Genomic DNA, 26,879 nt, shown 5'->3' on the forward strand with positions numbered 1-26,879 from the left:
GACCCCCTTTTGCAAGGAGACCATCATGACCGAAGAGAATCGACCTTCCTCCACGCCCGAGAACCTGCCTGACGCCGGCGCCGGCGCCCATGAGAAGGCGCCCGATGAAAAAATCCGCAGCCGCAGCGCCGACCCCGGACAAAGCAGCTACGGCGGCTTCAGCGGCGAGGATCCGCGCCGGCAGTCGCAGGACCTGCGGAAGACGGATAATGCGGACAAGGGAGGCCAGGGCCGCGAGTGAGGGACGCCTCCCGAACGGCGGCTTGGCTATTGGAGCGACCCAACGGCGAGAGGCAGAGATGAAAGATCTCATCACTTGCGTCAAGGCGATGGCGGTGGGCGCCATCGCGATGTATTACCTGGACCCGGATTCGGGAAGACGGCGGCGGGCCCAGTTGCGCGACAGCATGCGCGCCGCCTGCGATGGCCTCGGCCAGCGCGTGCGCGCCGAAGGCCGGCATGCCGCCCACCAGATGCGCGGCCTGAGAGCGGAAATCGACTCCAGCGTCACGGCCAGCGTGGTGGACGACGTCACGCTGGTGGAGCGGGTCCGCGCGGCGCTGGGGCGGCTCGTCGGCAGCCCGGGGGCGATCGACGTGTCGGTCATCGAAGGCATCGTTTCCCTCGCGGGGCACGTGCTGACCGCCGAGCATGAACCGCTCATCAACGCGGTGAGCGCGATGCCGGGCGTGCGCTCCGTCGCGGACCATCTGGCGGTCTACGACGAGCCGGGCAACATTCCCGAATTGCAGGGCGGATCGCCTTCCTGACGCTGCTCCCCGCATTGCCTTTCCCCGTGGCCGGACCCTCGCCGCGGCTCGGCGGCTGACATCAAATTTCCTGACGTCAGCCGTCAAATAGCGTCGATATACAGCGCGGCGCCGCGTATCTAGACTGCCTCGAAATCTTCACCATGGAGTTCGAGATGGATACGCACGTGCAAGCCCCGCCCGCCACGCCCGCCGCCGCTGGCCGCTACCCCGACCGCGGCCAGCCGCAGGCGTGGACCGCCCGGCAGGCCGATGAGGACCGTTCCTGGGTGCTGCGCCTGGCCCCCGCGCACGTGGAAGCGCTGCACAAGGCGCTGGCCCATGCGAAGACGGTGGGCAAGCCGCTGCTGCAATGGGGGCAGGCCGATTTCCCGCTGGACGAGGCCACGCAGGCCATCCTGCGCGAGGCCATCGCCACCACGCAGGGCCGCTGGGGCATGTGCCTGCTCAAGGGCTTTCCGGTCGACGTCTGGAGCGAGGAGGACACCCGCCTGGCCTATTGGGGGATCGGCCTCTACATGGGCGTGGGCCGGCCGCAGAATCGCGCCAGCGACGTCATGACCGACGTGCGCGACGCCGGCGGTTCCTACAAGACCAAGGGTGGCCGCGGCTACAACACCAACGCCGAACTGGATTTCCACATGGACTCCTGCGACGTGGTGGCGCTGATGTGCCGCCGCACCGCGAAATTGGGCGGCAGCAGCAAGGTCGTCAGCTCCATCGCGCTGCGCGACGAGGTCGCGCGCCTGCGGCCGGACCTGCTGGAGGTGCTGCACCAGCCTTACTACCACAGCTACCAGGGCGCGCAGGATCCCAGCCAGCCGCCCTACTATCCGCTCTCCATTTTCGGCAACCACCCGGCGCAATTCGCGGCGCGCACAAATCGCAAGAACCTGGTGGCGGCGCAACGCGATTTCCCCGAGGTCCCACGCTGGACGCCGGCGCAGGCCGAGGCGCTGGACCTGCTCGACGAATTGATGGCCGGCGAGAAGCTCTGCTACAACATGGAGCTGGAGCGCGGCGACCTGCAATTGCTCAACAGCTACGTGACGCTGCACTCGCGCACCGCCTTCGAGGACTACGAGGAACCCGACCTCAAGCGCCATCTGCTGCGCCTGTGGCTGGCGGTGCCGATTTCCCAGGAACTGCCGGCGGACTGGGACGTGTACTACATCGACGTGCGCGGCGGTTCGGTGCGCGGCGGCATGCGGGGATCGGGCATCTCGCCCGAATTCCTCGAATACGAACAGCGCCACGCGAAGGCGCTGGGCATGCTGTTCGAGCCCTGGGCGCCGAAGGTGCGCAAGGAAGACGGCATCCTGCCGGGCGGCCAGGCTTGAGGCGGAGGACCGGCAGACCATGACCACGAATTCCACCTCCACGCTTTCCACCTCCATCCCTTCCACGGCGCCGTCCGCGCCCGTTTCCCTGAAGGCGCGCCTGCGCGAAAACCGGCCCGTGCTGGCGCCGGGCGTCTACGATCCCTTGAGCGCGTTGCTGGCCGAGCAGGCGGGCTTCGAAGCGCTGTACCTGTCCGGCGGCGCCGTTGCCTATACGCAATTGGGGCGCTCCGACGTGGGCCTGACCACGGCCAAGGAGGCGGTCGACGTCCTGGCGCGCATCGCCGATCGCGTCGCCACGCCCATCATCGTCGATGGCGATACCGGCTTCGGCAACGCGCTGAACACGCAGCGCGCGGTGCGCGATTTCGAGCGCGCCGGCGCGGCCATGATCCAGCTCGAGGACCAGACCTTTCCCAAGCGCTGTGGTCACCTGGAAAACAAAACGCTGGTGTCCACGGCGGAAATGTGCGGCAAGCTGCGCGCGGCCCTGGACGCCCGCAAAAGCGAGAACACGCTGATCATGGCCCGCACCGACGCCGTGGCGGTGGAGGGACTGGACGCGGCCCTGGAGCGCGCGCAGGCCTATCTGGACTGCGGCGTGGACGCGCTTTTCGTCGAGGCCCTGCGCACCGGCGAGGACATGGACCGGGCCTGCGGACGTTTCGCGGACAAGGTGCCGATGCTGGCCAACATGGTCGAGGGCGGCAAGACGCCGGTGCAGGGCGTCGATGCGCTGGCCCGGCGGGGTTACCGCCTGGTCATCTTCCCCGGCGGCACGGTGCGCTTTCTCGCGCGCCAGTTGCAGCAGTATTTCAACAGCCTGAACGCCACCGGCTCGACGGCGGCGTTCAAGGAGCAGATGCTGGATTTCGACGGCCTGAACGCCGTCATCGGCACGCCGGAGCTGCTGGCGCTGGGGCGCCGCTACGAAGGCTGAGTGCGCGGGGAATGACGCTGAAAGCGCCTTTACAGGCGCTTTTTTTATTTGTCGCAGAGGCCGGCGCACCCGTGCAAACCCCCATCGGGTAATCCAGTATTTTTATCGAAACGCGAATAATCCCGCGATAATTTTCGTTGGATTGCCTAAAACCCATTCCCTATCATCTGCGTCATATCCCTTACGGAATCAAGGAGCAGCGCGGTGTCGGCTTGGGCGATCGGTATCGATATCGGGGGCACGTTCACGGACGTGGTGGCCCTGAACTACGAGGGCGGCGGACTGCGCACGCTCAAGGTGTTGACCACGCACGGCGATCCCGCGCAGGGCGTGGCCGACGGCGTGAAGACGTTGGTCGGGCAGTGCGGCATCGCGGCGGCCGACGTGCGCCGCATCGTGCATGCGACGACCCTGTTCACCAACGCGCTGATCGAACGGCGCGGCGAACCGACGGGCCTGCTGACCACGCGCGGCTTCCGCGACGTGCTGGAGATCGGCAACGAGCGCAAATACGATCTGTACGACCTGCACATCGAGGCGGCGCCGGCGCTGGTGCAGCGGCGCTGGCGCGCGGAGATCGGCGCGCGCATGGATGCCGGCGGCCAGGAGCTGGCGCCGGTCGAGGCGGACGACGTATGCGGCGCCGTGCAGCCGCTGGTCGACGAGGGCGTCGGGTCGCTGGCGGTGTGCCTGCTGCACGCCTATGTCGATCCGCGCCATGAGGCCGCGGTGCGCGACATCCTCGCGCGGCATTTCCCGGCGCTGGAGGTCACGCTGTCCAGCGACGTCGCGCCGGTGATCCGCGAATTCGAACGGATGTCCACCACCTGCGCCAATGCCTACATCAAGCCGCTGGCCAACCGCTACCTGACCTCGCTGCAGGACAGGCTGGGCAAGCTGGGCCTGCCGACGGACGTGCTGATGATGCTGTCCAACGGCGGCCTCTGCCACGTCGACGAAGCGCGCCGCACGCCCATCGAATTGCTGGAGTCCGGCCCCGCCGCCGGCGCCATCTCCGCGTCGCACTACAGCCTGCGCGATTCCCTGTCCAACCTGCTCGCGTTCGACATGGGCGGCACCACCGCCAAGCTGTGCCTGGTGGAAAACGGCAATCCGTCGATCGCGTACGGTTTCGAGGCGGCCCGCCAGAAGCGTTTCGCCGAGGGCAGCGGCCTGCCCATCCGCATCACCACGGTCGACCTGATCGAGATCGGCGCGGGCGGCGGCAGCATCGCCCACCGCGACGCGCTGGGCCTGCTGAAGGTCGGCCCGCAGAGCGCCGGTTCCGAACCCGGCCCGGCCTGCTACGGCCGCGGCGGCGAGGATGCCACGGTGACGGACGCCAACCTGGTGCTGGGCTACCTGAATCCGGACTATTTCGCCGGCGGCACCATGGCCATCGACCTGGAACGGGCGCGGCACGAACTGGCGCGGGTGGGCGACTCGGTCGGCCGCGACGTGGTCGGCGCGGCCTGGGGCATCCACGACATCGTCGCCGAGAACATGGCCGGCGCCGCCCGCGTGCACGTGGCCGAGCGCGGCCGCGATCCGCGCGACTTCGTGCTGCTGTGCACGGGCGGCGGCGGCCCCCTGCACGGCTACTACGTCGCCCAGAAGATAGGCGTGCGCACCCTCGTCTGCCCGCCTGCGGCCGGCGTGGCCTCGGCCTACGGCCTGCTGGTGGCGCCCGCGCGCGCTGACCGTTCGCGCACCGTCAGCATGCGGCCGGGCAGCGATTCCCTGCGGGTGCTGGAAAACGCCTATACCGAACTGGAAGGCCAGGTGCTGCAATCGCTGCAGGCCCTGGAGGCGACTTTCGGACCGGTTCGCCTGTCGCGCTATGCCGACGGCCGTTTCGTCGGACAGGGTTTCACCCTGACGGTGCCCTTGCCGCCCGGCCCCTATTGCGAGGGCGGGGACGCTGACGGCAGCGCCGGGGAGGACGATGCGCAGGACACCCGCAAGGCCCTGCTGGCCGCCTTCGAGGACGCCTACCGCGAGAAGTTCGGCCGCACGCCGCCCGATGTGCCCATCGAACTCCTCAACCTGCGCGTCTCCGGCGAGGCGCCGCCGCGCGAGACGCCGCGCGACGAAGGCGTCGCCGCCGGCGCCGTTGCCGCGCCCAAGGCGCGCCGCCTCGTCTACTTCCGTGAACGCGGCGACTACGTCGACACGCCGATCTTCGACCGCGCCAGCCTGCGCGCCGGCTTCCGGGCCGACGGCCCCCTGCTGGTCGAGGACGAAGGCTCCACCCTGGTGGTGGGACCGCGCGGCCGCGTCACCCAATCCGCCACCGGCAACCTGATCGTCGAAATCCTGGAGCAGGCATGAAGCAGCCCACCCGACCGGCCGACTTGGCCGAGGATCCCATCTTCCTGGAAGTGTTCTGGGCGCGCATACGCTCCATCGTCAACGAAGCCGCGAAGATGATCGTGCGCACCTCGTTCTCGACGCTGTCGACCGAGGCCAACGACTTCGCCCTGGTGCTGACGGACTCGCGAGGCCGTTCGCTGTCGGAGAACAGCGGCAGCATCCCGTCCTTCATCGGCACCCTGCCCCGCACCGCGCAGGCCGCCATCGCGCGCTTCGGCACGGAGAACATGCGGCCGGGCGACGTGTTCATCACCAACAATCCGTGGATAGGCACCGGCCACCTGAACGACGTGACGATGATCAAGCCCCTGTTCCACCAGGGCCGCATCGTGGCGTTCGCCGCGTCCACCGCGCACGTGCCCGACATCGGCGGCAAGATACGCTCGGTCGACACGCGCGAACTGTTCGAGGAAGGCTTCCACATGCCCTTGATGCATTTCCTGCGCGAGGGCAAGGACGATCCGACCCTGCTGCAATTGCTGCGCACCAACGTGCGCACGCCGGAGCAGACCGTGGGCGACATCTGGGCCCAGGTCGGCGCGCTCGAATTGATCGGCCGGCGCCTGGAGGCCTTGCTGAGCGAATACGGCATGGACGGCATCGACCCGCTGGCGCACGCCCTGTTCGAGCGCAGCGAGGCCGCGATGCGCGCCGCCATCCAGGCCTTGCCCGACGGCAAGTACCGCTACGAAATGCAGACCGACGGCTTCGAGGAGCCGTTCCGCTACGCCATCGAGCTGCGCATCGAAGGCGACGCCATCACCTGCGACTACGCGGGCACGTCGCCGCAGCAGCCGCGCGGCATCAATTGCGTGCTGGCCTATACGATGGCCATGTCGGCCTACGCCATCAAGGCGCTGCTGCTGCCGGACCTGCCGAACAACGATGGCCTGTTCCGTCCCATCACGGTCATCGCGCCGGAGGGCTCCTTGCTGAATCCGCGCGAGCCCGCGCCGGTCGGCGGCCGTTCCTGCACAGGCCATTACGTGCCCACGGTGGTGTTCGGCGCCATGGCCCAGGTCCTGCCCGAGGCGGTCATCGGCGGCGCCGGTTCGCCCTTGTGGGTCGCCAATTTCAGCGGCACCCGTGAAAACGGCCGGCCCTTCGCCACCGTCCTGTTCTACAACGGCGGCATGGGGGGATCGGCGCGCAAGGACGGCGCCTCGGTGATGGCCTGGCCCAGCAACATCTCGCCCACGCCGGTGGAAGTCGCCGAGCGCGAGGCGCCGCTGCTGTTCAAGTACAAGGCCCTGCGCGGCGACTCGGGCGGCGCCGGCCGGCATCGCGGCGGGTTGGGGCAGGAAGTGTGCTTCGTCAGCCGCCACGCCACGCCGATGTCGGTGATCTTCATGACCGAGCGCACGCGCATTCCGGCGCCCGGCATCGCGGGCGGCGAGGAAGGCGTCTGCGGGGAAGTCCTGATCAACGGCGAGGCCATCGACAACCGCAAGACGCATTGGGTGATGCCGGGCGACGAAATCGTCCTGCGCACGCCCGGCGGCGGTGGCTATGGACCGCCACCTGAACGGGACGACCGCCATGCGGCGCATGACGCCAGGCAGGGATATGCAGGCCCACCGGCATGACCCGGCAATGGCGCGCGGCTTCCGCGCGCCATTGTCGCAATCGGGGGGAGCTCGGGACGAATTCATCGACCAGGCGCGGAAGAACAACCACTCCGCGTCACGCCAACCACAACGCAAGGGGAAATCCATGAAGCAATCCGCAGTCCGGCAGTTTCTCGCCCGCGGCGCCTGCGCGCTATCGGCCCTGTTCTGTGCGGCCGCCGCCAGCGCCGCCTATCCCGACCAGCCCATCCGCATCATCGTGCCTTATCCGGCCGGCGGCTCCACCGATCTCACGGCCCGCCTGCTGGGCCAGAAGGTGGGCGAACAACTGGGGCAGACGGTGATCGTGGAGAACCGGCCCGGCGCCGGCAGCAATATCGGCACCAACTACGTCGCCAAGTCCAAGCCGGACGGCTACACGCTGATCCTGGCGACCTCGACGGCGCTGGCGGTCAATCCCAGTCTTTATTCCAACCTGCCTTTCGATCCGCAGAAAGACCTGACGCCCATCATCATGACCAGCACCATGCCCAATGTGGTGGTGGTCGGCAATGGCAGCAAGGCCCATACGCTGAAGGAGCTCAACGCGATGCTGAAGGGACCCGGCGGGCCTTTCAGCTACGCCTCCGCCGGCAACGGCACGCCCTCGCACCTGGGCGGCGAGCTCTACAAGCGCGCCCTGGGCGCGCCGCTGGTGCACGTGCCCTACAAGGGCGGCGCGCCGGCGCTGACCGACCTGGTCGGCGGCCAGACGACGTTCATGATCGCGGTGATGCCGGAGGCGATGCCCCTGGTCAAGGACGGCAAGCTGCGCGCGCTGGCGGTGACGACGCGGAATCGCCTGCCCGCCTATCCCGACCTGCCCACGGTGGCCGAGGCGGCGATACCCGGCTACGAGCTGGTCGCCTGGTACGGCATCCTCGCGCCGGCCGGCACGCCGCCGGCCATCGTCAGCACCTTGAACAAGGCCTTCGACAAGGCCCTGAAGGAGCCGGACGTGGCGCGCAAGATGCAGGACATGGGCTTCGACATTACCGGCGGCGCGCCGGAGGTCCTGTCCCAACGCATGAAAACCGAGACGCCGGTGTGGAAGGACGTCATCGAGAAGGCGGGCATCAAGATGGATTGACCTTGCCCGATGGCGCCGCGGCCGCGATGCGCGTATGGGGCGGCACCGGTGTATCGCGCAGCACCTGGCGCAGCAGCGCCAGGAAGGCTTCCGCGCCGGGCGACAGCGAGCGCAGGCGGCGCGAGATCAGGCAGATCTCGCGCATCAATTGCGGGGACTTCAGCGGCCGGAAGTGCAGCTTGTGGGCGTAGCCATGCTGCACCGTCAGGGCCGGCACCACGGAGTAGTTGCCCGCGCTCTTGAGCAGCGAGAACAGCGACGTGGTGCTCGACGCCTCGTTGCGATGGCCTTCGCGCTGCCTGAAGCCGCGCGCGTGCTTGCGCAGGAAGGAGTCGATGCCCGTGTCGGCGCTGAAGCCGATATAGCGTTCCGGGCCGAGCTCGCTCCATGCCAGGGGCGCGCTCGACCGCGCCAGCGGATCGCCGGCGGCGACGAGCACGCCGTAGCGGTCCGCCAGCAAGGGCGTGTAGAGCAGGTCCTCCAGGCCGCGATGCCGCGACGCCACGGCGAAATCGATGGCGCCTTCGGCGACGAGTTGCTCGACCTGCTGCGCGCCGGCATCGCGTATCGACACCGTGATCTGCGGGAACTGTTCGCGAAAGAGCTCGATGACCTTGTAGAGGTAATAGTCGATCATCGACGCCGCGGCGGCGATGTGCAGGTGTCCGCGCTGCACGCTGGCGAAGGCCTTGAGGTCGGCGATGGACGCATCGAAGCGCTTGACCATCTGCTCGGCTTCCGCCAGATAGCGTTCCGCCTCTTCCGTCATCGACACGCGGCGCGTGCTGCGGTCGAACAGCTTGACGCCGACGGCTTCCTCGAACTGCTGGATCACGTGCGTCAGCGAGGACTGGGTCATGTACAGCCGGGCCGCCGCGGCGGTGAAGGAACCGCTGCGCGCCACCGCCACGAAACAGCGCAAATGACGCAGGGAAACGTGGTTGGACATGGCCCATCCTTTATTCGGATTTCACGAAAGAAAGACAAAAATTATTCAATGGAAAGGATACAGGCCCGGGCGTAAGCTTCAAAGCCATTCCTTCCCCCGGCCCTCCTGCTTCCTCTTCCTGAACCATGACACTTCACCTGGCGCGGCGCACGCATCGCATCAAGCCTTCTCCCAGTTCCATGGCCGGCCAGCGCGCCCGCGAATTGAAAGCGCAGGGCCGCGACATCATCAGCCTGTCGGCCGGCGAGCCGGACTTCGACACGCCGGAGAACGTGGTGGAGGCGGCGATCCGCGCGATGCGGGAATCGCGGACCAAGTACACCGATATCGGCGGCACGCCCGAATTGAAAGCCGCGATCCGCGAAAAATTCCTGCGCGAGAATTCGCTGCAATACGGGACGCAGGAAGTGATGGCGGGAACGGGCGCCAAGCAGGTCATCTTCAATGCCTTGATGTGCACGGTGGAGGAAGGCTGCGAAGTCATCATTCCCGCGCCGTACTGGGTGTCGTACCCGGACATCGTGCTGCTGGCGGGCGGCAAGCCGGTGTTCGTGCAGGGATCGCCGCGCCACGGCCTGAAGCTGCAGCCCGACGCGCTGGAGCGGGCCATCACGCCGAACACGCGCTGGCTGATCCTCAATGCGCCCGGCAATCCCGGCGGCGGCGTCTATACGGAGGAGGAATTGCGCGACCTGGCGCAGGTGCTGCTGCGTCATCCGCAGGTGTGGATACTCACGGACGACATGTACGAGCACATCCTGTTCGACGGCCGGCGCTTCAAGACCATCGCCCAGGTTGAGCCGCGCCTGTACGACCGCACGCTGACGGTGAACGGCGTTTCCAAGGCGTATGCGATGACGGGATGGCGCATCGGCTATGCGGGCGGCCCGCGCGACCTGATATTCGCGATGACCAAGATGCAGTCCCACAGCACGTCGAATCCGTGCTCGATCAGCCAGGCCGCGGCGGCCGAGGCCTTGACGGGACCGCAGCACTTCATCCCGGAGCGCGCCGCGATTTTCCAGCAGCGCCGCGACCGCGTCGTGGCCCTGCTCAATGCGTGCCCCGGCGTGACCTGCTCCGCGCCGCAAGGCGCTTTCTACGTGTATCCCTCCTGCGCCGGCCTGCTCGGCCGCCGCACTCCCAGCGGCAAGGTCCTCGAATGCGACGAGGACGTCATCCTCTACCTGCTGGACGAGGAGAACCTGGCGGTGCTGCAAGGCGCCGCCTACGGGACGTCGCCCCATTTCCGCATCTCCATCGCGTCGTCCATGGACGTGCTGGAAGAAGGCTGCGCGCGCGTGCGCCGCGCCTGCGAGAAACTGGCGTAGCCGGGAGACCGGCGTCACGTAAACCGCCCACCAGAAAAACTAGCTTTTGAAGCTAGTTTAAATATCCCAAGCCCCAGCCTGCGCGTCTTACGATCCTCCTCACTTTCCAGGAGGCAAGGTAGACGATGGCGAATCAGGCATGGCAATTCGATGATTTCCACATAGGACATCGTTTCCCCCCGTCCCGCTACAGCATCGGCGCGGAGGACAGCGACGCATTCCTGCGCACGTACGCATTGGGGGCCGTTCGCGCCGAGCCGCCCGCCACGCCCCCGGCGGCCGAGGAAAGCCGGCCGGTGCGGCCCGTGCATCCCACGCTGGTCGCCAGCTTCCAGCCGCAACATGCCGCATTCGCCTGGCCCGCCGGCGTGCTCCACGCCCGCGAAAAGGTCCGCCTGTCGGCCCCCGTCTACCCGGGCGAGGCGCTGGAGGCGCGCGTCGGCGTCAAGGACAAATACGAGAAGAACGACCGCAAGTTCGTCGTGCTGGAAATCCTCGTCCGCAAGCTGGAGAACGGCGTCGACGCGTTGACGGTGGAACGCACCCTGGTCTGGCCGACGTGAGGCGCGCCATGAATCTGAAGAAGAACGACCGCTACGTCGCCACCATCGCGGGCGTGGCGCAAGAGGATGTCAACCGCTTCGGCGCCCTGCATGGAACGACGGGCAGGACGCATACCGATCCCGAATACGCCGCCCGGCATTTCGGCGGGATTATCGTGCAGGGCGCGCTGGTCATGGCGCCGGTCATGGAACTGTGCGACAGGCTGCTCGGCGAGGCCTGGTACCAGGACAGCGAGATCGAGACCAAGTTCGTTGCCTTCACGCGGCTCGGCGACGTGGTGACCGTGACGGTGGACGTGCAGGAAAGCAGCCCCGCGCTGTTGCGGCTCGGCTATGCCTGCGCCTTGCCGGACGGCAAGGTGGTGCAGGCGGGGACGATTACCCGCCGCGCCGGCTGAGGCCCAAAGGCCTGGTAAAGGAGGGCGCGCCGCGCGCCGAGAAAAAAGATAGAGGCGCTGCCTCACCGGCCGCCCGCATGACGGCGAGGGACGCCGTGCGCGGAAAGAAAACACCGAAGAAAACCAGCGAGGAGACAACCATGAAGAAGATCCTGACCGGCCTGGCGATCACGGCCCTGGCCGCAGTGGCCTCGGGCGGCGTGATGGCCGCCTATCCCGACAAACCCATACGGTTGATCGTACCGGCCTTGGCCGGCGGCGCCGCCGACACGCTGGCGCGCATGATAGGCAAGCGGCTGACCGAGAAATTCGGTCCCACCGTGATCGTGGAGAACAAGCCGGGCGCGGCGGCCATCATCGGCATGACCGATATCGCCAAGGCCAAGCCGGACGGCTATACGCTGGGCATGACCTTTTCGGGCGCGATGTCCATTAACCCGTCGCTCTACGAGTCGCTGAGCTACGACCCGATCAAGGACTATTCGCCCATCGCCATCGTCGCGGTATCGCCGTTGATCATCACCGCCAGTCCCAAGCTGGGGGTCAAGACCCTGCGCGGTCTGCTGGACCTGGCCAGGAAGGAGCCCGGCAAGCTCACTTTCGCCTCCACGGGCACGGGCTCCACCCAGCATCTGTCGATGGAGCTGTTCAAGTCCACGGTGGGCGTCGACATGCTGCACGTGCCGTACAAGGGCAGCGCGGCGGCTGTCATCGACGTGCAGTCCGGCCTGGTGTCCACGCTGAGCGACAACGCCATCACCGTGATCCCGTTCATCCAGTCGGGCCAACTGGTGCCGCTGGCGGTGGAGACGCCCCAGCGCATTCCAGCCCTGCCCGACGTGCCCACGGTGGCGGAGCTGGGCTATCCCGGCTACCAGGCGGTCGGCTGGTATGGCTTGCTGGCGCCCGCGGGAACGCCCGAGCCCATCGTCGCCAAGCTCAACGGCGCCATCAACGAGATGCTGGAGGACCCGGCCTTCACCCAATGGCTGGCCCAGCAGGGCATGGAGCCGCAGCGCGATACGCCGGAAGGCTTCCGCCGTTACGTGGCGCAGGAAAAGGACAAGTGGGCGCGGGTCATCAAGACGGCCGGCGTCCCGCGCCAGTCGATGCGTTGAGCGCGTCCTGCTTTTCATCCCGTTATCACAGGAACAACATGCCAGTCGTCACTTCCTCCCTCAGCGGCGCGGTGCGCACCGTGCTCATCGACAATCCGCCCGTCAACGCCACGTCGGTGGACGTGCGCCGCGGCCTTTGCGCGGCTTTCGAAGAGGCCGCGGCGGATCCGCGCACGCGCGCCGTCGTGCTGGCCTGCGCGGGCGCCACCTTCGTCGCCGGCGCCGACATACGCGAGTTCGGCAAGCCGCCCCAGGACCCGCACCTGTCCGAGGTTATCGCGCTTGTCGAAGCCTGCGGTAAGCCGGTGGTCGCGGCCATACAGGGCACCGCCTTGGGCGGCGGCCTGGAACTGGCCCTGGGCTGCCATTACCGGGTGGCGGGCGAGGGCGCGCGCATGGGCCTGCCCGAGTCCACGCTGGGCGTCGTGCCGGGCGCCGGCGGCATTCCCCGCCTGGCGCGTCTGGTGGGCGTGCCCAAGGCGCTGGAGCTGGCGACGTCGGGCAAGCCGGTAACGGCTTGCGCCGCGCGCGAGATGGGGCTGGTGGATGCCGTGACGACGGACGATCCGCGGGCGGCCGCGCAACGCTACGCGGAGGATCTGCTCCAGCGCGGGGCGGGACCGCGCCGCACGCGCGACCTGCCGCTGGCGCCGCCGCCGGCAGGCTATTTCGACGACATCCGCGCCCGGCTGGCCGTCAGCCACCGCGGCCAGGAAGCGCCCCTCGTATGCGTCGACATCGCCGAACAGTCCCTGCTCCGCGATTTCGACGGCAGCGTCGCCTATGGACGCGAGCGTTTCCGCGAACGGGTGGCGTCGCCGCAGGCGGCCGCCTTGCGGCATGCGTTCTTCGCCGAGCGCGCGGCAACCCGGCCCGCGGGACTGCCGGAGCCCGACGCGCCGGTGCGCCGCGCCGGCGTGGTGGGCGGGGGCACGATGGGCACGGGCATCGCCATGTGCTTTCTCAATGCCGGCATCCCCGTCACGCTGGTCGAGCAGAATGAACAGGCGCTGGCAGCCTGCCTGCGCAACATCGGCAAGACCTACGAATCGGACGTGGCCAAGGGGCGCCTGGACGACGCCGCGCGCCAGCGCCGCCTGGACGGCCTGCGCGGGACCATGGCCTTCGAGGACCTGCGCGACTGCGACCTGGTGATCGAGGCGGTGTTCGAAGACATGGCCGTCAAGCGGCAGGTGTTCGCCAGCATCGAGGCGCACGCGCGGCCGGACGCCATCATCGCGTCCAACACCTCGTACCTGAATCTCGACGCGCTGGCCGAGGGCATGTTGCATCCGGAGAACGTGGTGGGCATGCACTTCTTCAGCCCCGCCCACATCATGAAGCTGCTGGAGAACGTGCGCGGCGCGCGCAGTTCGCCGCAGGCCCTCGCCCGCATCCAGGCCCTGGGCAAGCGCCTGGGCAAGGTCGCGGTGATGGTGGGCGTGTCCGAAGGCTTCGTCGGCAACCGCATGCTGTCGCGGCGCGCGCGCGAATGCTACTTCCTGCTGGAGGAAGGCGCCCTGCCGGAGCAGGTCGACCGCGTGCTCCACGACTTCGGCTTCCCCATGGGACAGTTCCAGCTCAACGACCTGGCGGGGCTGGACGTGGCCTGGCGCGCGCGCCAGGGCCGGCTCGACCGCCTGAGCGAGCGCGAGCGCGCGTGCGGCATCCTCGACGAACTCGTGGCGCGGCGCAAACGCCTGGGCCAGAAGAGCGGCGCGGGCTTCTATCGCTATGACGCGCAGCGCAAGCGCACGGTCGATCCCGAGGTCTCCGCGCTGATCGAACAGGACGCCCTCCGGCGCGGGTTCTTGCGCCGGACGATAGGCGACGAGGAAATCCTGGAGCGCTGTCTCTACGTCATGATCAACGAAGGGGCGCGCATCCTGGAGGAAGGCGTGGCCACGCGGCCCGAGGAAATCGACGCCATCTGGATGAACGGCTATGGCTTTCCCCGTTATCGCGGCGGCCCCATGTACTACGCCGACCGGATCGGCCTGCCGCGCATCCTGGCGCGCATTCACGCCTATGCGGAGCAGGTCGGCGCGCAGTATTGGACGCCCGCGCCGCTGTTGGCCGAACTGGCCCGCAAGGGCGCCGGTTTCTATTCCTCCTGAAACGAGAGACCCGGGCCCATGCCGAATCGAGACACCGTTTTGAGGGAACCGCCGTTGAGCGGCATCAAGGTGCTGGACATGACCCGCATCATGGCGGGACCGTGGTGCACGCAGAACCTGGCCGACCTGGGCGCCGACGTCTACAAGATCGAACGCCCGGACAGCGGCGACGACACCCGCGGCTGGGGGCCGCCGAACCTGATGGACGCCCGCGGCGAACGCACCCAGGAATCCGCCTACTACCTTGCCGCCAATCGCAACAAGAAGTCCGTCGCCCTGGACATCGCCACGCCGCAAGGCGCGCAAGCCTTGCGCGACCTGGCCCTGCATTGCGACGTCTTCGTGGAGAACTTCAAGGTGGGCGGCCTGGCCAGGTATGGCCTGGACTACGCCATGCTCAAGGAGATCAATCCGCGCCTGATCTATTGCTCCATCACCGGCTTCGGCCAGGACGGGCCCTACGCGGGCAAGCCGGGCTACGACTTCGTGATTCAGGCCATGGGCGGCCTGATGAGCATTACCGGCGAGCGCGACGACCTGCCCGGCGGCGGCCCGCAGAAGGCGGGTAATGCCGCGTCCGACCTGATGGCGGGCATGTACGCCACCACCGCCATTCTGGCTGCCCTGCACGAACGCGCGCGCAGCGGGCAGGGACAGCATATCGACATCTCCATGCTCGACTGCCAGGTGGCCGCGCTGGGGGTGCAGAATTTCAACTATTTCCTGTCGGGCGAGGTCCCGCGCCGGGAAGGCAATGCGCACGTCAACCTGGCGCCCTACCAGGTCTTCGCGGTGGCGGACGGCTTTATCGTGCTGGGCGTGGGCAACGACAGCCAATACCGGAAGTTCTGCCACGCGGCGGGCCGACCCGATCTGGCCGAGGATCCGCGCTACCGGACCAATACCAGCCGCGTCATCCACAAGCCGACGCTGATTCCCGAATTGGAGCGGCTGTTCCTGACGCGCGACCGCGACACGTGGCGGCGCCTGCTCGACGAGGCCGGCGTGCCGGTGGGCATGATCAACGACGTGGCCCAGGTTCACGCGGATCCGCAGGTGATCGCGCGCGGCCTGAAGTTTTCCCTGCCCCATCCCATCGCCGGCAGCGTGCCGCAGGTACGCAATCCCATGCGCCTATCGGGCAGTCCGGTGACCTATCGCAACGCGGCGCCCTTGCTGGGCGCCGACACGCAGGACATCCTGGGACGGCTGTCCGGTTACGACAGCGCGCGCATCGCGGCTTTGATGGCGTCCGCCGAGGCGCGGCAGGATCGCGGCGCGGCGCCCCCTCCGCCATCCATGCCTGATGAAAGAGGGAGAACATAGCCGGCTTGGCGTCGCGTCGCGGGGATCGTGTCCTTCCGGGGCGCGACACGCCACTGGATACGACCCTAGAGACCGCGCACCATATCGTAGATTTCGTGCAGCAGGGCCACCCGCGCGGATTGCCTGTTCCAGAGCAGGCCCACGCTGCGGAAGTGCTCATTGCCGGGCAGCGGGATTTTGCGCAGCTTGATGTCTTCCAGCAGCTCGCCCGCGCCGTCCGGCACCAGCGCGACGCCCAGGCCGCGTGAAACCAGCCGGGCGATGATTTCTATCGACGCGGTCTCGATGCGGATCTTGGGATGGATGTCGTGCTGGCGGAGGTATTGCGCGGCCAGTTGCCCGCCCCATAGCTTGCGGTCATAGCAGATGTGGGGATTGGCGCGCAGCAATTGGTTGGGATCGACTTCGGCCAGGCTGGCCGGCGCCAGCACCACCAGGGGTTCGTCGCGGACGCGCCGCCATTCGAGATTCTTGGGCATCTGGAATTGCGGCTGCAGGATCAGCGCTGCATCCATCTCGCCGTCGCACACCTGCGCGTACAGGTGGACCGAATATGCCTTCACCAGGTTGACCTCCAGGTTGGGATGCCTGGCGATCACGCGCTCCATCAAGGGCGGGATCAGGGTGCTCATGGCCGAGTCGAAGGCGCCCAGCGACAGGCGGCCGACCACGATGGGACCTTGGCCCGCCATCTTGAGATTGCGCACCTCCTCCATCACGCGGCGCGCCTGCGCCAGGATTTGCAGTCCCTCGGCGGTCGCCGTCACGGAGCGGCCGGAGCGGGTGAGCAGGCGATAGCCCAGCTCGTCCTCTACTTTCTTGATGCGCAGATTGACGGCCGCGGGCGTCAGGCCGTTCTGGCGCGCCACCTGCGCGATAGAGCCGGCTTCCACTACCTGGATGAAGTCTTGAAGAAAAGCCGTGTCCATGTCCGGGATCGATGCGCCGGCGGCCATCGGCCGCCGGCGGGTTGCATGTCACCCGAATGGTACAGAGAAAACCGCGCCCGGCGATCAGGAGTGGTCGAGGGGGCTGGGCTGCGCGTTGATCTGCAGCTTGTAGATCCAGACCGGATAACGCACGTCCATCTTGCCGTCGTTGAAGCCGGGCGTCAGGCTCTGCTGCGACGCGGGGATCCACAGGTAGCCCGCGCTGTCTATCCACAGGGCGTCGGCCCAGATCAGGCGGTTGTCCTCGATGACGACGGTCTGCTTGCCTTCCGGCGAGATGCGCAGGATGCGGTGCTTGTCGGTGTCGGTGACGTAGATATTCCCGCGGGCGTCGATGGCGGTGCCGCCGGTGGTGGGCGTGTTCACCCATTTCTGATCGACGTGGCCGTCCACGTCCATGGCCGAGGCCGACGGGTCATCGAGCCAGCGCGTGGCGATGCGCGCCATCGGGCCGGAGGCCGGCTGGATGTAGAGCCACTTGCCGTCAGGCGAGACTTCCAACTGGTCGGCATGGATGGCGATCGGCTGGCCCTTGGCGTCCGTGACCGTGTGGCCGTCGGCGCGCAGGGGACGCGACGCCGTCAGCGCGGGATGGCGGTCGAGCACGCGGCGCGCGGCGCCGCTGCGCAGGTCCAGCACCACCAGTCCGGGCTCGCCGGCGTCGGTCAGGTAGGCGTAGGGGCCGTTGAAACGGACGTCGTCGATGTAGCTGAAGGGCTTCACAACGGACGCGAGGTCGTAGACCCGCAGCAGGGCCCGCGTTTGCGGATCGAACTGGAACAGGCGGGCGCCGCCCTGGACCTTGGGCTTGGCGATGCCGGACGCGCCGGCGTCGACGATCCACAGCTTGCCGTCGGGTCCGATGCGCAGGGCGTTCACGTGCACGAAGCCGTTGCCGATGGGACCCGCGACCGAGGAGAGGACGACGTTCCAGTTGGCGTCGGGAAAGGGAAAGGGCTGGCCCTGGGCGTCGAGTTCCGCGACCTGCAGGCCGGGGTTGTCCGCCTGCGGGTAGCTGACGAAGACGCGGCCTTCGGCCGTGGTGGTGACGCCGTTCCAGACGCGTTGCCCTTGGAAGACGGGCACCAGCGGCGTCTGCGCCTCGGGTTTGCTGGCGCAGCCCTGGATGATGAAAAGCGCCAGGCCGGCCAAGGCGATGCCCGCTGCGCGGGACAGGGTTCTCGCTATCCTCATGCTGTTCTCCTTTACACGAACGGGGCGGCACGCCTCGCCGGACAGGACGTCGCGGCGGGACGTTCCGGATGGAATGCCCCGCTGGATAGCAAATGCCGGACCCGCGGACGGCTCCTTTCGGCGGATACTGGATGGATCTGCGGTCCTTGGCGCCCGGCCCGAGGTGCCGCCAGGCCGTCAGCCCTTGACCAGCCCGCCGTCGACGATGAGGTTCTGGCCGGTGACCGCGCGCGCCCACGGCGAGAGGAAGAAGGCGACGACGTCGGCCAGTTCCTCCGGCGTGGTCACGCTGCGCAGCGGCGTCAGCCCGGCGATGAGGTCGAATACCGCCGCCGGGGTGGCGGCGCTGGCGTCGGTGACGCGCAGCAGGCCGCCCGAGACCATGTTGACGGTGATCCCGTCCGGCCCCAGATCGTTGGCCGCCGTCCGCGTCAGGGCCAGCAGCGCGGCCTTGGCGGCGGTGTAGTCGTGATACGGCACTACCGGATTCTGGAAGAGATTGGTGCCGATGTTGACGATGCGTCCGAAGCGCGCCGCCCGCATCGCGGGGACGGCGGCCTGCAGCGTGTTGACGCAGCCCTTGAGCGCGCCGTCGATCTGCTGCTGGAAGCGGCTCCAGGCGATCTCGTCTATCTTCGGGCGGGCGTCGCCGTCGAAGCGGAAGTCGGCCAGGGCGTTGTTGACGACGGAGACGATGGGACGCCCGAAATGCGCCTGGGACCGTTCGAACAGCGCGCCCACGGCGCTCGCGTCGGTCACGTCGGCTTGCAGGGCGATGGCGCGGGGGCCCAGTTCCGTGGCCAGCGCCTGGGCCGCCGCCTCGCTGCGGTGGTAGTTGATCGCCACGGCGGCGCCTTCGCGCGCCAGCGCGCGGGTAATGGCCGCGCCCAGTCCGCGCGCGCCGCCGGTGACGAGGATGCATTGTTCGTTGAGTTTCATGCTGGAATTCCTTGCTTGGGTCATCGCGTTTGGGTCATCGCGCCGGCGCGGCGCCGGGCCCGCCAGGGGCCTGGGCGGAACCCACTCAGGACACGGCGCTAGGCCGTGCCCGTCTTCGTCCCGGTTTTCATGCCGCCGGACGCGGGCATTTCATCCACCGCCACCTTGCGCACGAACTCGTAGACGCCGTGCAGATGCTCGCGCATACAGGCGGCGGCGCCGTCGGCGTCGCGCGCGGCCAGGGCGTCGCAGATGCGCCGGTGCTGCTCCAGCACCAGCGAGGCCTTGAGCTTCTGCTTCAGCGCCAGCCGCCGCACGCGGTCGACGTGGATCTTCGATTGCTGGATCACGCGCCAGACGCGCGGCTTGCCGGCGATCTCGGCGATGCGGGCATGCATGGCCTCGTCGGCCTGGTAGAAGCGCGCCATGTCGCCGGCCTGCTGGGCGGCTTCCTGTTCGCGCAGGATCGCCGCCAGGGCGTCGACGCCGGCCTGGTCGATCTTGCCGGCCGCCTCGCGGACCAGCGCGCATTCGAGGTTCTCGCGGATGAAGGCGGCCTGCGTCACCTCGTCGATGCGGATGGGCGCGATGAAGGTGCCCACCTGCGGGAAGACGTCCACCAACCCCTGCTCGCCCAGCTTGATCAGCACCTCGCGGATCGGCGTGCGGCTGACCTCGAACATGGCGCCCACTTCCGCCTCGGAAACGCTGGCGCCCGGCGCCAGCTCGCCCGACAGGATGCGTTCCAGCACCTGCTCGTAAAGCAGGTCCGAGAGGGGACGCCGGGAGATGCGCTGGTTGCGGAAGGATTTCATGGGACGCTCGGTTGCCGGGTGGGTATTGTACGGGCAAGCATCCTTACGTATACTAGTATACTAGTATTCAAAGATCCGATTCCGAGATCCGATCCACGGGTTCGATTCACGGCTCACCTCCGGGCGAATCGCATCCGGCCGAATCACATTCGAGACAGGCAGCTTCCCGCATATGAAAATCACGGACGTTCGCGTCACCCCGGTCGCCTTCCGCGATCCTCCCGTCCTCAACGCCTCCGGCGTGCACGTGGCCTACGCCCTGCGCGCCATCATCGAGGTGGAAACCGACACCGGCCACGTCGGCCTGGGCGAGACCTACGGCGACCTGCCCATCCTGCAGAACCTGGAAAAGGTGCGCGCGGCGCTGGTCGGCCTGAGCCCGTTCGACCTCAACGGCCTGAGGCGCGCGGTGCGGACGCACATCAAGACCGACCTGAGCCAGGGCTTCGCCAACCTGAACCCCGGCACCCACGCGGCCAAGGCGGGCACCAATGTGTTCGGCGCGTATGAGGTGGCCTTCCTCGACGCGCAAGCGCAGATCGTCGGCGTGCCCCTGGTCGAGCTGCTGGGCGGCCGCTGCCGCGACGAAGTGGCGTACAGCGCCTACCTGTTCTTCAAGCAGGAAAAGCACCTGGACGATCCGTATCCCGCCGACGACTGGGGGCCCATCCTCACCGCCGAACAACTGGTCGGCAGCGCGCGCCGCATGGTCCGGGACTATGGCTTCAAGAGCATCAAGCTGAAGGCCGGCGCGCTGGATCCGGACTACGAGGCCGAATGCATCCTGGCCCTGCGCGAAGCCTTTCCCGGCTATCCGCTGCGCATCGATCCCAACGCCAACTGGCGCCTGGAAACCGGCCGCCGCATCGCGGCGAGGCTGAAGGGCGTGCTGGAATACTACGAAGACCCGGTGCCGGGCCTGGCGCAGATGGCGCAACTGCACCGGGAAACGGGCGTGAAGATGGCGACCAACATGGTCGTCACCAGCATGGACGAATTCCGCGAGAACGTGCAGTTGAACGGCGCGCAGGTGATCCTGTCCGACCATCATTTCTGGGGAGGCCTGCTGGCCACGCGCCAACTGGCGCAGATGTGCGAGACCTTCGGCTATGAGTTGTCCATGCACTCGAACAGCCATCTGGGCATCAGCCTGATGGCGATGACGCACGTGGCCGCGTCCATCCCCAACCTGCACTTCGCCTGCGACACCCACTATCCCTGGAAGACCGAGGACCTGGTCGAGGGCGGACCCGTGCCCTTCGTCGACGGCTGCGTGCGGCTCACCGACGCGCCCGGCCTGGGCGTGAAGCTGGACCGCGCGAAACTGGTGGAACTGCACCGGCAGTATCTCGATTGCGGGATGCGCGTGACTTCCGAACAGGGCGCCTATATGCGCCGCTACGATCCGTCCTTCCCGCTGGAAAAGCCGCGCTTCTGAGGCGCGGCGCCATGCGCCGTCCCGGGCCGGAGGGCGCATGGCGGTGAATGGTGGCAAATGCCGGCAAATACCGGCATTTGCCGGCCCGAGCACGGCCTGTACGACCATACCTATACCCATTCTTCATGGAGACAATCATGGATCTTGCGTCCAAGCATCCCGCGCACGGCGGCGCCGCCGTCATGGGCCGCCGCCGCGTCCTGGCCGCCCTCGGCGGCATAGGGCTGGCGGCGTTGACGGCATACTCGGCGCTGGGCGCGGCGACGGCGCGCGCCGCCGACGCGGCCGCCGTCGCCAACTGGCCCGAGAAACCCGTGCGCCTGATCGTGCCTTATCCGGCGGGCGGCGCTTCCGACGTGGTCGCGCGCCTGATGGCCAAGGAATTGAACGCGGTCTGGAAGCAGCCGGTGGTGGTGGAAAACCGCGCGGGCGCCAACGGCAATATCGGCGCCGCCATCACGGCCAAGGCGGCGCCGGACGGCTACACGCTGCTGCTCATGGACGTGAGCAGCCTGACGAACTCGCCGGCGCTCTACCCGGACCTGAACTACAGCCCCACCAAGGACCTGGCGGCGATCACCATCGTCGAGTATTCGCCGCACCTGCTGGTGGTGCGCAAGGATTTCCCGGCCAACAACCTGGACGAGATGATCGCCTACGCCAAGGCGCATCCGGGCAAGCTGAACTTCGGCGAGACGCAGGGTTCGATCACGCACCTGGGCGGCATCGTGCTGGCCAAGCAGGCCGGCATCGACATCAATTTCATCGGCTACAAGGGCGGCGCGCAGATCGCCACCGACCTGGTCGGCGGCCAGATCGACATGACGCTGAACAGCTACCTGGCCACGCACGCCCTGGTCGAGGGCGGCAAGGTGAAGATGCTGGCGGTCGCCAGCCCGGGCAAGTTCCCGCCCATCCCCGACACGCCGGTGCTGAAGGATCGCTTCCCGGATTTCGTGACGGGAAGCTGGCAAGGGCTGCTGACCACGGGCGGCACGCCGCCGGCGATCGTCGAGAAGATCTACAAGGACGTGGCCGCCATCGTGGCCAAGCCGGACATGCAGGCGAAGTTCGCGGAACTGGGCGCCGTGCCGGTGCCCGGCACGCCGGCCGACTTCCACAAATTCCTGGTGGAGAAGACCGACTTCTGGACCAAGGTGATCAAGGAGAATCACATCTCGGTCAACTGATCGGCGACGGGTGAGGGAACGGCGGGCGCCCGGTGGACGGGGCGCGGCGGGCCCCGTCCGGCGTCCGTCCGCGATCGAATCAGCTCGCCGCCGCCAGCGTGCCGGGCACGTCCGCGCCGTCGAGCCAGGCTTCGATATTGCGCTGGACGCCGCGCGCGAACTCGGCGTAGACCTGCTTGGCGACGAAGCCGCAGTGCGGCGTCAGCAGCACGTTGGGCAGGCCCAGCAGCGGATGGCCGTCCGGCAGCGGCTCGCTGTCGAAGACGTCGAAGGCGCCGAAGCCGGGCCGGCCCGCGCGCAGGGCCTCGACCAGGGCGTCGGTATCCACGAGTTCCGCGCGCGAGGTGTTCACCAGCAGGCTGTCCGGCTGCATCAGGGCCAGGCGTTCGCGGTCGAGCAGGCGGCGCGTGCCGGCCGCCGGCACCAGGTGCAGGCTGACCACCCGCGAACTGGCCAGGAGTTCGTCCAGGCCCACCGCCCGCGCGTCGTGTTCGCGCGCGCGTTCGGGGGTCATGTTCGGGCTCCAGGCGACCACCTCCATGCCCAGGGCGCGGCCGACCGCGGCGACCCGCTGGCCGATCTGTCCCAGGCCGATCAGGCCCAGGCGCTGTCCGTGGAGCACATCCGGCAGGACGGCCGCCGCCTCGGGATCGCGCCAGACGTTGCGGCCGGGCGTGAGCATGAGCTGCGGCAGGCGCCGCGTGGCGGCCAGGATCAGCGACCAGGTCATCTCGCAGGTGCTGGCCTTGGACGGTCCCCATTCGGTGTGGCTGACCACGATGCCCGCCCGTTGCGCGGCCGCCGTGTCCAGCGTCTTGTTGCGCGTGCCGGTGAACACGATGTGGCGCAGGCGCGGCAGCTTCGCCAGCAGGCCGGCGTCGACCGGCGTGCGGTCGCGCATCAGCACCACGCAATCGGCCCGCGCGAGGGCGGCCTCCAGCGCGGCGCCGCGCAGCGCGACGTTGTGCACGGTCACGTCGGCGGCGCGCCGGATGGCCCGCCAGTCCACGCCGTCGCGCAGGGCGTTTTCCCAATCGTCGAGAACGACGATTGCGCGCGGGCTAACGCGCGAACTATCCCCCGTCATTGGGTGCCCTCCTGTCGCTGCGCGACCCCCTTCCCGTGGGAGGATTCGCGCTTGGGGCGGCCCGGCGCGCTCATTGCCCACCCTTGCGCGCCAGCGCCACCAGCCCGCGCGCGTCCGGGGCCTGGCCCAGCTTCCAGCAGGCGTCCATCAGCTTGCGCACCTGGCCGGCGCCCAGGACGGGATCGGCCTGGCTGCTGAACTTGGCTTCCAGGTCCTGGTCGGACATCGGGCGTTGCAGCGAACCGATGGCGTGCTCGACGAAGACGTGCACCTTGCGGCCGTCCTTCAGCGTGGCGACCGCGTCCACCGAGGCCTCGTCGATGTTGTCGTCGATCGTCGCGACCACCTTGCGGCGCACGCCGACCACGTCCTCCCGCGTGACGATGTCGTCGGCGTATTCGCTTTCGGAGGCGCGCCCGAAGATCAGGCCCGCGGCGCAGCCGTGATAGACGCTGAACTTGCCTTGCAGGCCGTCGGCGGGCTCTTTCTTGCCGGTCAGCTCCAGCACCAGCGAATGCACGCGCAGGTCGATGCGTTCCAGGTTTTCCGCGGTCACGCCTTGCGCGCGCAACTGCACGCAGGCGTCGATGCTGGGATGGATGACGATGCCGCAGGCGAAGGGCTTGTAGGTGTTGAAGGAGATCTCGAAGCGCTTGCCCAGTTCGTCGGTGATCTCGTTCCAGTCGAATTTGGTCGACAGCACCTGGGCGAAGCCGCGCGGCGCCTCGATGGCGCGCTTGCTGGCGGTAAAGCCTTCACGCGCCAGCAGCGCCGACATCAGGCCGGCGGAGGCCGCGCCGCCCGGATGGAAGGGCTTGGTCATGGTGCCGAACTGTTCGCGCAGGCCGACCGGCTGCGAGGCCGCGATGCCCAGCGCCATCTGCGTCTTGTCCGCGTCCAGGCCCAGCAGGCGGGCGCAGGCGGCCGCGGCGCCGAAGCCGCCGGTGGAGCCGGTGATGTGCCAGCCGCGGTCGTAGTGGTGCGGATAGACCATGTTGCCGATGCGGCACGACACGTCGATGCCGATGACGATGGCGTCGATGATCTGGCGGCCGCTGGCGCCGGTCAGCTCGGCCAGCGCCAGCACCGCGGAGCAGACCGGGCCGGCGGGGTGGATGATGGTCTTGAGGTGGGTGTCGTCGAAATCGAAGGTGTGCGAGGTGATGCCGTTGATCAGCGCGGCGCTGGCGATGTCCACCTGTTCGCTGCGGCCCAGGATGCTGGCCTGCGCGGAGGGCTGGAGCACCTGCACGGCGCGCAGCGCGGCCTCGCCCGCTTCATGCCCGGCGGCGCCGACGGCGCAGCCCAGCCAGTTCATGAAGGTGCGGTGCGCCTCGTGCTCGACGGCGTCGTCCCATCCGCGCGAGGGATGGTTGACGATGTATTCGGCCAGGATGCGGGTGACCGGCGGCGCGTTGTGATCGGCATCGATCTTGGTGTTCAGGGCCATGTGTGTCTCTCGGGAAGCAAGGAAAATCGGGGGGCTCGGCGCCTGTGTCAGGCATCGAGATGGATATTCTGCGCCTTCGCCAGCTTGGACCAGCGTTCATAGTCCTTGCTCACGTAGGCGGCGAACTGCGCGGGCGACATCGGCATGGGCACGATGGCTTCGGTGTCCAGCGCCTTGGTCAGGTCGGGATCCTTCAGGACCTTGTTCAAGGCGGTGTTCAAGGTCTGCACCACGCCATTGTCCATGCCCGCCGGACCGGAGACGCCGTACCATTGCAGCACGTCGTCGAAGCCGGGCAGGCCCAGCTCCTTGAAGGTCGGGACGTCGGGGAAGGCCTTGTTGCGCGTGTCGCCGGACAGGGCGATGGCGCGCACGGTGCCGGCGCGCAAGTGCGGCACGGCGGCGGCCAGGCCCGGGAACATGAACTGGGTCTGTTGCGCCAGCAGGTCGGTGAAGGCCGGGGCGATGCCCTTGTAGGCGATGTGGACCATGTGCGTGCCGACCTGCTGTTGCAGCAGCTCCATCAACAGGTGGGTCAGCGAGCCGGCGCCGGCCGAGCCGTAGTTCACGTTGGTCTGCGACTTGGCGTAGGCGACGAATTCCTTCAGGTTGTGCACGGGCAGCTTGGCATTGACCACCAGCACGTTGGGCGTGCCGCCTATCATGCCTACCGCGGTGAAGTCCTTGACGGGATCGTAGGGCACCTTGCGCGTGGCCGGGCTGGTGCCCAGCGTCGCGACGTAGCCTTGCATCAGCGTGTAGCCGTCGGGCTTGGACCGCATGGTCTTCTGGCATGCGATCACGCCGCCGCCCCCGCTCTGGTTCTCGACGATGAAGGTCGTGCCCAGTTCCTTGCCGACGGCGTTGGCCGTGGCGCGGCCGACATAGTCGCTGCCGCCGCCGGGCGCCACCGGCACGATGTAGGTCACGGGCCGGTCCGGGTAGCCGGACGCGGCGAAGGACGGCATGGCATAGGGCAGGCCGATCGCGGTCGCGCCGGCGCTCAGCAGGAAGGAACGTCGATTCATGGGTTGTCTCCTCGTTGAAATTTTTTTAGGTATGGACGTGACGCCGCCCCGGCTTTGCGCGGGCGTGCGCGCCGGGTCCGGGCGGCGCCCTCGATGTCCTCGATGCCGTGGCGTGGCGGACGGCGCGCATCACATCACCGACAGGCGGTCGTGGGCGTTGATGACGTGCCTGGACAGCAATTCGGCGTATTCGGCGGCTTGCGCGGGCGAAGTCACCGCGCGCAAGGCGTCGACGATCTGGCGGTGCTCGGCGTTGGAGCGGATGCGGTGCGCTTCGTTGGACAGGTTCTTCAGGCGCGCCAGGTGCAGTTTCTGGATGACGTCGCGATAGGCCTTGGCGATCTCGCGGTTGCCGGCGTATTCGATGAACAGCCAGTGGAATTCCAGGTTGAGGCTGTAGTAGGCCTGGGCGTTGCCTTCGCGGATGGCCGCGTCCATCGCGTCGACGCAGTTGTCCAACTCGCGCACGAGTTCCTCGCGCTCGTCGTCGGGCAGTTGCGCCGCCATGCGGCCGGCGTGGCCGTCCAGCAGGGAACGGAATTGATAGAGGTCCTTGACCTCTTCGTCGCTGAGTTCGCGCACGTAGACGCCGGAATGCTTGCGCGAGACCACCAGGCCGGCGCTTTCGAGTTCGCGCAGGGCTTCGCGCACCGGCACGCGCGAGACCTTCAACTGCTCGACCAGCTCCGATTCGCGCAAGGCCTGGCCGGGCGCGTAGGTCCCGGAAAGAATGCCGTTGAGCAATTGGTCGCGCACCAGCTTGCCGAGGGAAGTGTTCTTGATGTCCTCGAACGTCACATGGCCGGTAGTGGAAGCGAGCCACTTCATGGAAAGTCTCCTGCTTGATACTTTGTAGAATCGTATAC

Annotated in this window: 24 protein-coding genes; 15 read left to right on the forward strand and 9 right to left on the reverse strand. The window is 67.9% G+C overall.

Going from position 1 to position 26,879, the window contains the following annotated elements:
* The first annotated feature begins 25 nt into the window (after window positions 1–25).
* The 7 genes from CAL29_RS31500 (at window position 26) to CAL29_RS00565 (ending at window position 8,120) form a co-directional block, all read left to right on the forward strand.
* Window positions 26–241, forward strand: a complete 216-nt coding sequence (locus tag CAL29_RS31500) for a hypothetical protein (protein ID WP_094851072.1) — start codon at window positions 26–28, stop codon at window positions 239–241.
* Between the two features lie 58 nt (window positions 242–299).
* A complete protein-coding gene (locus CAL29_RS31150) occupies window positions 300–770 on the forward strand; it encodes a BON domain-containing protein (RefSeq protein WP_179283857.1) in 471 nt (156 codons plus the stop codon).
* A gap of 155 nt (window positions 771–925) precedes the next feature.
* Complete coding sequence (locus tag CAL29_RS00545; RefSeq protein WP_094852620.1) at window positions 926–2,110, forward strand: TauD/TfdA family dioxygenase; 1,185 nt, start codon at window positions 926–928, stop codon at window positions 2,108–2,110.
* Between the two features lie 19 nt (window positions 2,111–2,129).
* Window positions 2,130–3,050, forward strand: a complete 921-nt coding sequence (locus tag CAL29_RS00550) for an isocitrate lyase/PEP mutase family protein (protein ID WP_094851074.1) — start codon at window positions 2,130–2,132, stop codon at window positions 3,048–3,050.
* Window positions 3,051–3,254: 204 nt separating this feature from the next.
* Window positions 3,255–5,381, forward strand: coding sequence for a hydantoinase/oxoprolinase family protein (locus CAL29_RS00555; RefSeq protein WP_094851075.1), 2,127 nt, complete (start codon window positions 3,255–3,257; stop codon window positions 5,379–5,381).
* Window positions 5,378–7,009 carry a hydantoinase B/oxoprolinase family protein gene (locus tag CAL29_RS00560; RefSeq protein ID WP_094851076.1) on the forward strand — a complete coding sequence of 544 codons (1,632 nt, stop codon included), beginning with the start codon at window positions 5,378–5,380 and terminating at the stop codon, window positions 7,007–7,009. The genes CAL29_RS00555 and CAL29_RS00560 overlap by 4 nt, the downstream gene beginning before the upstream one ends.
* 127 nt (window positions 7,010–7,136) lie before the next feature.
* Window positions 7,137–8,120, forward strand: a complete 984-nt coding sequence (locus tag CAL29_RS00565) for a Bug family tripartite tricarboxylate transporter substrate binding protein (RefSeq protein WP_094851077.1) — start codon at window positions 7,137–7,139, stop codon at window positions 8,118–8,120.
* Here CAL29_RS00565 and CAL29_RS00570 read toward each other — a convergent pair.
* Complete coding sequence (locus CAL29_RS00570; protein WP_094851078.1) at window positions 8,107–9,069, reverse strand: LysR family transcriptional regulator; 963 nt, start codon at window positions 9,067–9,069, stop codon at window positions 8,107–8,109. The two genes, CAL29_RS00565 and CAL29_RS00570, sit on opposite strands and share 14 nt — an antisense overlap.
* 125 nt (window positions 9,070–9,194) lie before the next feature.
* Between CAL29_RS00570 and CAL29_RS00575 the strand changes: the two genes are divergently transcribed.
* The 6 genes from CAL29_RS00575 (at window position 9,195) to CAL29_RS00600 (ending at window position 15,922) form a co-directional block, all read left to right on the forward strand.
* Entirely contained in the window at window positions 9,195–10,400 is a 1,206-nt protein-coding gene (locus CAL29_RS00575; RefSeq protein WP_094851079.1) for an aminotransferase class I/II-fold pyridoxal phosphate-dependent enzyme, read from the forward strand.
* 125 nt (window positions 10,401–10,525) lie between these two features.
* Window positions 10,526–10,963 carry a MaoC family dehydratase gene (locus CAL29_RS00580; protein WP_094851080.1) on the forward strand — a complete coding sequence of 146 codons (438 nt, stop codon included), beginning with the start codon at window positions 10,526–10,528 and terminating at the stop codon, window positions 10,961–10,963.
* 8 nt (window positions 10,964–10,971) lie between these two features.
* Entirely contained in the window at window positions 10,972–11,361 is a 390-nt protein-coding gene (locus tag CAL29_RS00585) for a MaoC/PaaZ C-terminal domain-containing protein (protein ID WP_094851081.1), read from the forward strand.
* 140 nt (window positions 11,362–11,501) lie between these two features.
* Window positions 11,502–12,479: a Bug family tripartite tricarboxylate transporter substrate binding protein gene (locus tag CAL29_RS00590; RefSeq protein WP_179283858.1), complete on the forward strand. Its 978-nt coding sequence runs from the start codon at window positions 11,502–11,504 to the stop codon at window positions 12,477–12,479.
* A 38-nt stretch (window positions 12,480–12,517) separates the two neighbouring features.
* Window positions 12,518–14,596 carry a 3-hydroxyacyl-CoA dehydrogenase NAD-binding domain-containing protein gene (locus CAL29_RS00595; RefSeq protein WP_094851083.1) on the forward strand — a complete coding sequence of 693 codons (2,079 nt, stop codon included), beginning with the start codon at window positions 12,518–12,520 and terminating at the stop codon, window positions 14,594–14,596.
* An 18-nt stretch (window positions 14,597–14,614) separates the two neighbouring features.
* The gene (locus CAL29_RS00600; protein ID WP_094851084.1) at window positions 14,615–15,922 is read left to right on the forward strand and encodes a CaiB/BaiF CoA transferase family protein; all 1,308 of its coding nucleotides are present in this window, start codon (window positions 14,615–14,617) and stop codon (window positions 15,920–15,922) included.
* Between the two features lie 65 nt (window positions 15,923–15,987).
* Here the strand turns inward: CAL29_RS00600 and CAL29_RS00605 are convergent, their stop codons facing one another.
* From CAL29_RS00605 to CAL29_RS00620, 4 genes are all read right to left on the reverse strand, one after another.
* Complete coding sequence (locus CAL29_RS00605; RefSeq protein WP_179283859.1) at window positions 15,988–16,851, reverse strand: LysR family transcriptional regulator; 864 nt, start codon at window positions 16,849–16,851, stop codon at window positions 15,988–15,990.
* Window positions 16,852–16,935: 84 nt separating this feature from the next.
* Window positions 16,936–18,066: an L-dopachrome tautomerase-related protein gene (locus CAL29_RS00610; RefSeq protein WP_094851086.1), complete on the reverse strand. Its 1,131-nt coding sequence runs from the start codon at window positions 18,064–18,066 to the stop codon at window positions 16,936–16,938.
* A 177-nt stretch (window positions 18,067–18,243) separates the two neighbouring features.
* The gene (locus tag CAL29_RS00615; protein WP_094851087.1) at window positions 18,244–19,005 is read right to left on the reverse strand and encodes a 3-oxoacyl-ACP reductase; all 762 of its coding nucleotides are present in this window, start codon (window positions 19,003–19,005) and stop codon (window positions 18,244–18,246) included.
* Window positions 19,006–19,103: 98 nt separating this feature from the next.
* Window positions 19,104–19,820: a GntR family transcriptional regulator gene (locus CAL29_RS00620; protein ID WP_094851088.1), complete on the reverse strand. Its 717-nt coding sequence runs from the start codon at window positions 19,818–19,820 to the stop codon at window positions 19,104–19,106.
* Between the two features lie 172 nt (window positions 19,821–19,992).
* On the opposite strand from CAL29_RS00620, the gene CAL29_RS00625 reads away from it, so the two are divergent.
* Window positions 19,993–21,258, forward strand: coding sequence for a glucarate dehydratase family protein (locus CAL29_RS00625; RefSeq protein ID WP_094851089.1), 1,266 nt, complete (start codon window positions 19,993–19,995; stop codon window positions 21,256–21,258).
* Window positions 21,259–21,395: 137 nt separating this feature from the next.
* Window positions 21,396–22,448 carry a Bug family tripartite tricarboxylate transporter substrate binding protein gene (locus CAL29_RS00630; RefSeq protein ID WP_179283860.1) on the forward strand — a complete coding sequence of 351 codons (1,053 nt, stop codon included), beginning with the start codon at window positions 21,396–21,398 and terminating at the stop codon, window positions 22,446–22,448.
* 79 nt (window positions 22,449–22,527) lie between these two features.
* Here CAL29_RS00630 and CAL29_RS00635 read toward each other — a convergent pair whose 3' ends face one another.
* The 4 genes from CAL29_RS00635 to CAL29_RS00650 form a co-directional block, all read right to left on the reverse strand.
* Window positions 22,528–23,535, reverse strand: a complete 1,008-nt coding sequence (locus CAL29_RS00635; protein WP_094851091.1) for a D-2-hydroxyacid dehydrogenase family protein — start codon at window positions 23,533–23,535, stop codon at window positions 22,528–22,530.
* A 70-nt stretch (window positions 23,536–23,605) separates the two neighbouring features.
* A complete protein-coding gene (locus CAL29_RS00640) occupies window positions 23,606–24,985 on the reverse strand; it encodes an MmgE/PrpD family protein (protein WP_094851092.1) in 1,380 nt (459 codons plus the stop codon).
* 47 nt (window positions 24,986–25,032) lie between these two features.
* Complete coding sequence (locus CAL29_RS00645) at window positions 25,033–26,013, reverse strand: Bug family tripartite tricarboxylate transporter substrate binding protein (protein WP_094851093.1); 981 nt, start codon at window positions 26,011–26,013, stop codon at window positions 25,033–25,035.
* Between the two features lie 129 nt (window positions 26,014–26,142).
* A complete protein-coding gene (locus CAL29_RS00650) occupies window positions 26,143–26,841 on the reverse strand; it encodes a GntR family transcriptional regulator (RefSeq protein ID WP_094851094.1) in 699 nt (232 codons plus the stop codon).
* Between the last annotated feature and the right edge of the window lie 38 nt (window positions 26,842–26,879).

Source organism: Bordetella genomosp. 10 (assembly GCF_002261225.1).
Lineage (GTDB): Bacteria > Pseudomonadota > Gammaproteobacteria > Burkholderiales > Burkholderiaceae_B > Bordetella_C.

Excerpts from the sequence above, each read along its gene's own strand:
- CAL29_RS31500 (WP_094851072.1), top strand. The coding sequence starts at position 26 with ATGACCGAAGAGAATCGACCTTCCTCCACGCCCGAGAACCTGCCTGAC.
- CAL29_RS31150 (WP_179283857.1), top strand. The coding sequence starts at position 300 with ATGAAAGATCTCATCACTTGCGTCAAGGCGATGGCGGTGGGCGCCATC.
- CAL29_RS00545 (WP_094852620.1), top strand. The coding sequence starts at position 926 with ATGGATACGCACGTGCAAGCCCCGCCCGCCACGCCCGCCGCCGCTGGC.
- CAL29_RS00550 (WP_094851074.1), top strand. The coding sequence starts at position 2,130 with ATGACCACGAATTCCACCTCCACGCTTTCCACCTCCATCCCTTCCACG.
- CAL29_RS00560 (WP_094851076.1), top strand. The coding sequence starts at position 5,378 with ATGAAGCAGCCCACCCGACCGGCCGACTTGGCCGAGGATCCCATCTTC.
- CAL29_RS00565 (WP_094851077.1), top strand. The coding sequence starts at position 7,137 with ATGAAGCAATCCGCAGTCCGGCAGTTTCTCGCCCGCGGCGCCTGCGCG.
- CAL29_RS00570 (WP_094851078.1), bottom strand. The coding sequence starts at position 9,069 with ATGTCCAACCACGTTTCCCTGCGTCATTTGCGCTGTTTCGTGGCGGTG.
- CAL29_RS00575 (WP_094851079.1), top strand. The coding sequence starts at position 9,195 with ATGACACTTCACCTGGCGCGGCGCACGCATCGCATCAAGCCTTCTCCC.
- CAL29_RS00580 (WP_094851080.1), top strand. The coding sequence starts at position 10,526 with ATGGCGAATCAGGCATGGCAATTCGATGATTTCCACATAGGACATCGT.
- CAL29_RS00585 (WP_094851081.1), top strand. The coding sequence starts at position 10,972 with ATGAATCTGAAGAAGAACGACCGCTACGTCGCCACCATCGCGGGCGTG.
- CAL29_RS00590 (WP_179283858.1), top strand. The coding sequence starts at position 11,502 with ATGAAGAAGATCCTGACCGGCCTGGCGATCACGGCCCTGGCCGCAGTG.
- CAL29_RS00595 (WP_094851083.1), top strand. The coding sequence starts at position 12,518 with ATGCCAGTCGTCACTTCCTCCCTCAGCGGCGCGGTGCGCACCGTGCTC.
- CAL29_RS00600 (WP_094851084.1), top strand. The coding sequence starts at position 14,615 with ATGCCGAATCGAGACACCGTTTTGAGGGAACCGCCGTTGAGCGGCATC.
- CAL29_RS00605 (WP_179283859.1), bottom strand. The coding sequence starts at position 16,851 with ATGGACACGGCTTTTCTTCAAGACTTCATCCAGGTAGTGGAAGCCGGC.
- CAL29_RS00610 (WP_094851086.1), bottom strand. The coding sequence starts at position 18,066 with ATGAGGATAGCGAGAACCCTGTCCCGCGCAGCGGGCATCGCCTTGGCC.
- CAL29_RS00615 (WP_094851087.1), bottom strand. The coding sequence starts at position 19,005 with ATGAAACTCAACGAACAATGCATCCTCGTCACCGGCGGCGCGCGCGGA.
- CAL29_RS00620 (WP_094851088.1), bottom strand. The coding sequence starts at position 19,820 with ATGAAATCCTTCCGCAACCAGCGCATCTCCCGGCGTCCCCTCTCGGAC.
- CAL29_RS00625 (WP_094851089.1), top strand. The coding sequence starts at position 19,993 with ATGAAAATCACGGACGTTCGCGTCACCCCGGTCGCCTTCCGCGATCCT.
- CAL29_RS00630 (WP_179283860.1), top strand. The coding sequence starts at position 21,396 with ATGGATCTTGCGTCCAAGCATCCCGCGCACGGCGGCGCCGCCGTCATG.
- CAL29_RS00635 (WP_094851091.1), bottom strand. The coding sequence starts at position 23,535 with ATGACGGGGGATAGTTCGCGCGTTAGCCCGCGCGCAATCGTCGTTCTC.
- CAL29_RS00640 (WP_094851092.1), bottom strand. The coding sequence starts at position 24,985 with ATGGCCCTGAACACCAAGATCGATGCCGATCACAACGCGCCGCCGGTC.
- CAL29_RS00645 (WP_094851093.1), bottom strand. The coding sequence starts at position 26,013 with ATGAATCGACGTTCCTTCCTGCTGAGCGCCGGCGCGACCGCGATCGGC.
- CAL29_RS00650 (WP_094851094.1), bottom strand. The coding sequence starts at position 26,841 with ATGAAGTGGCTCGCTTCCACTACCGGCCATGTGACGTTCGAGGACATC.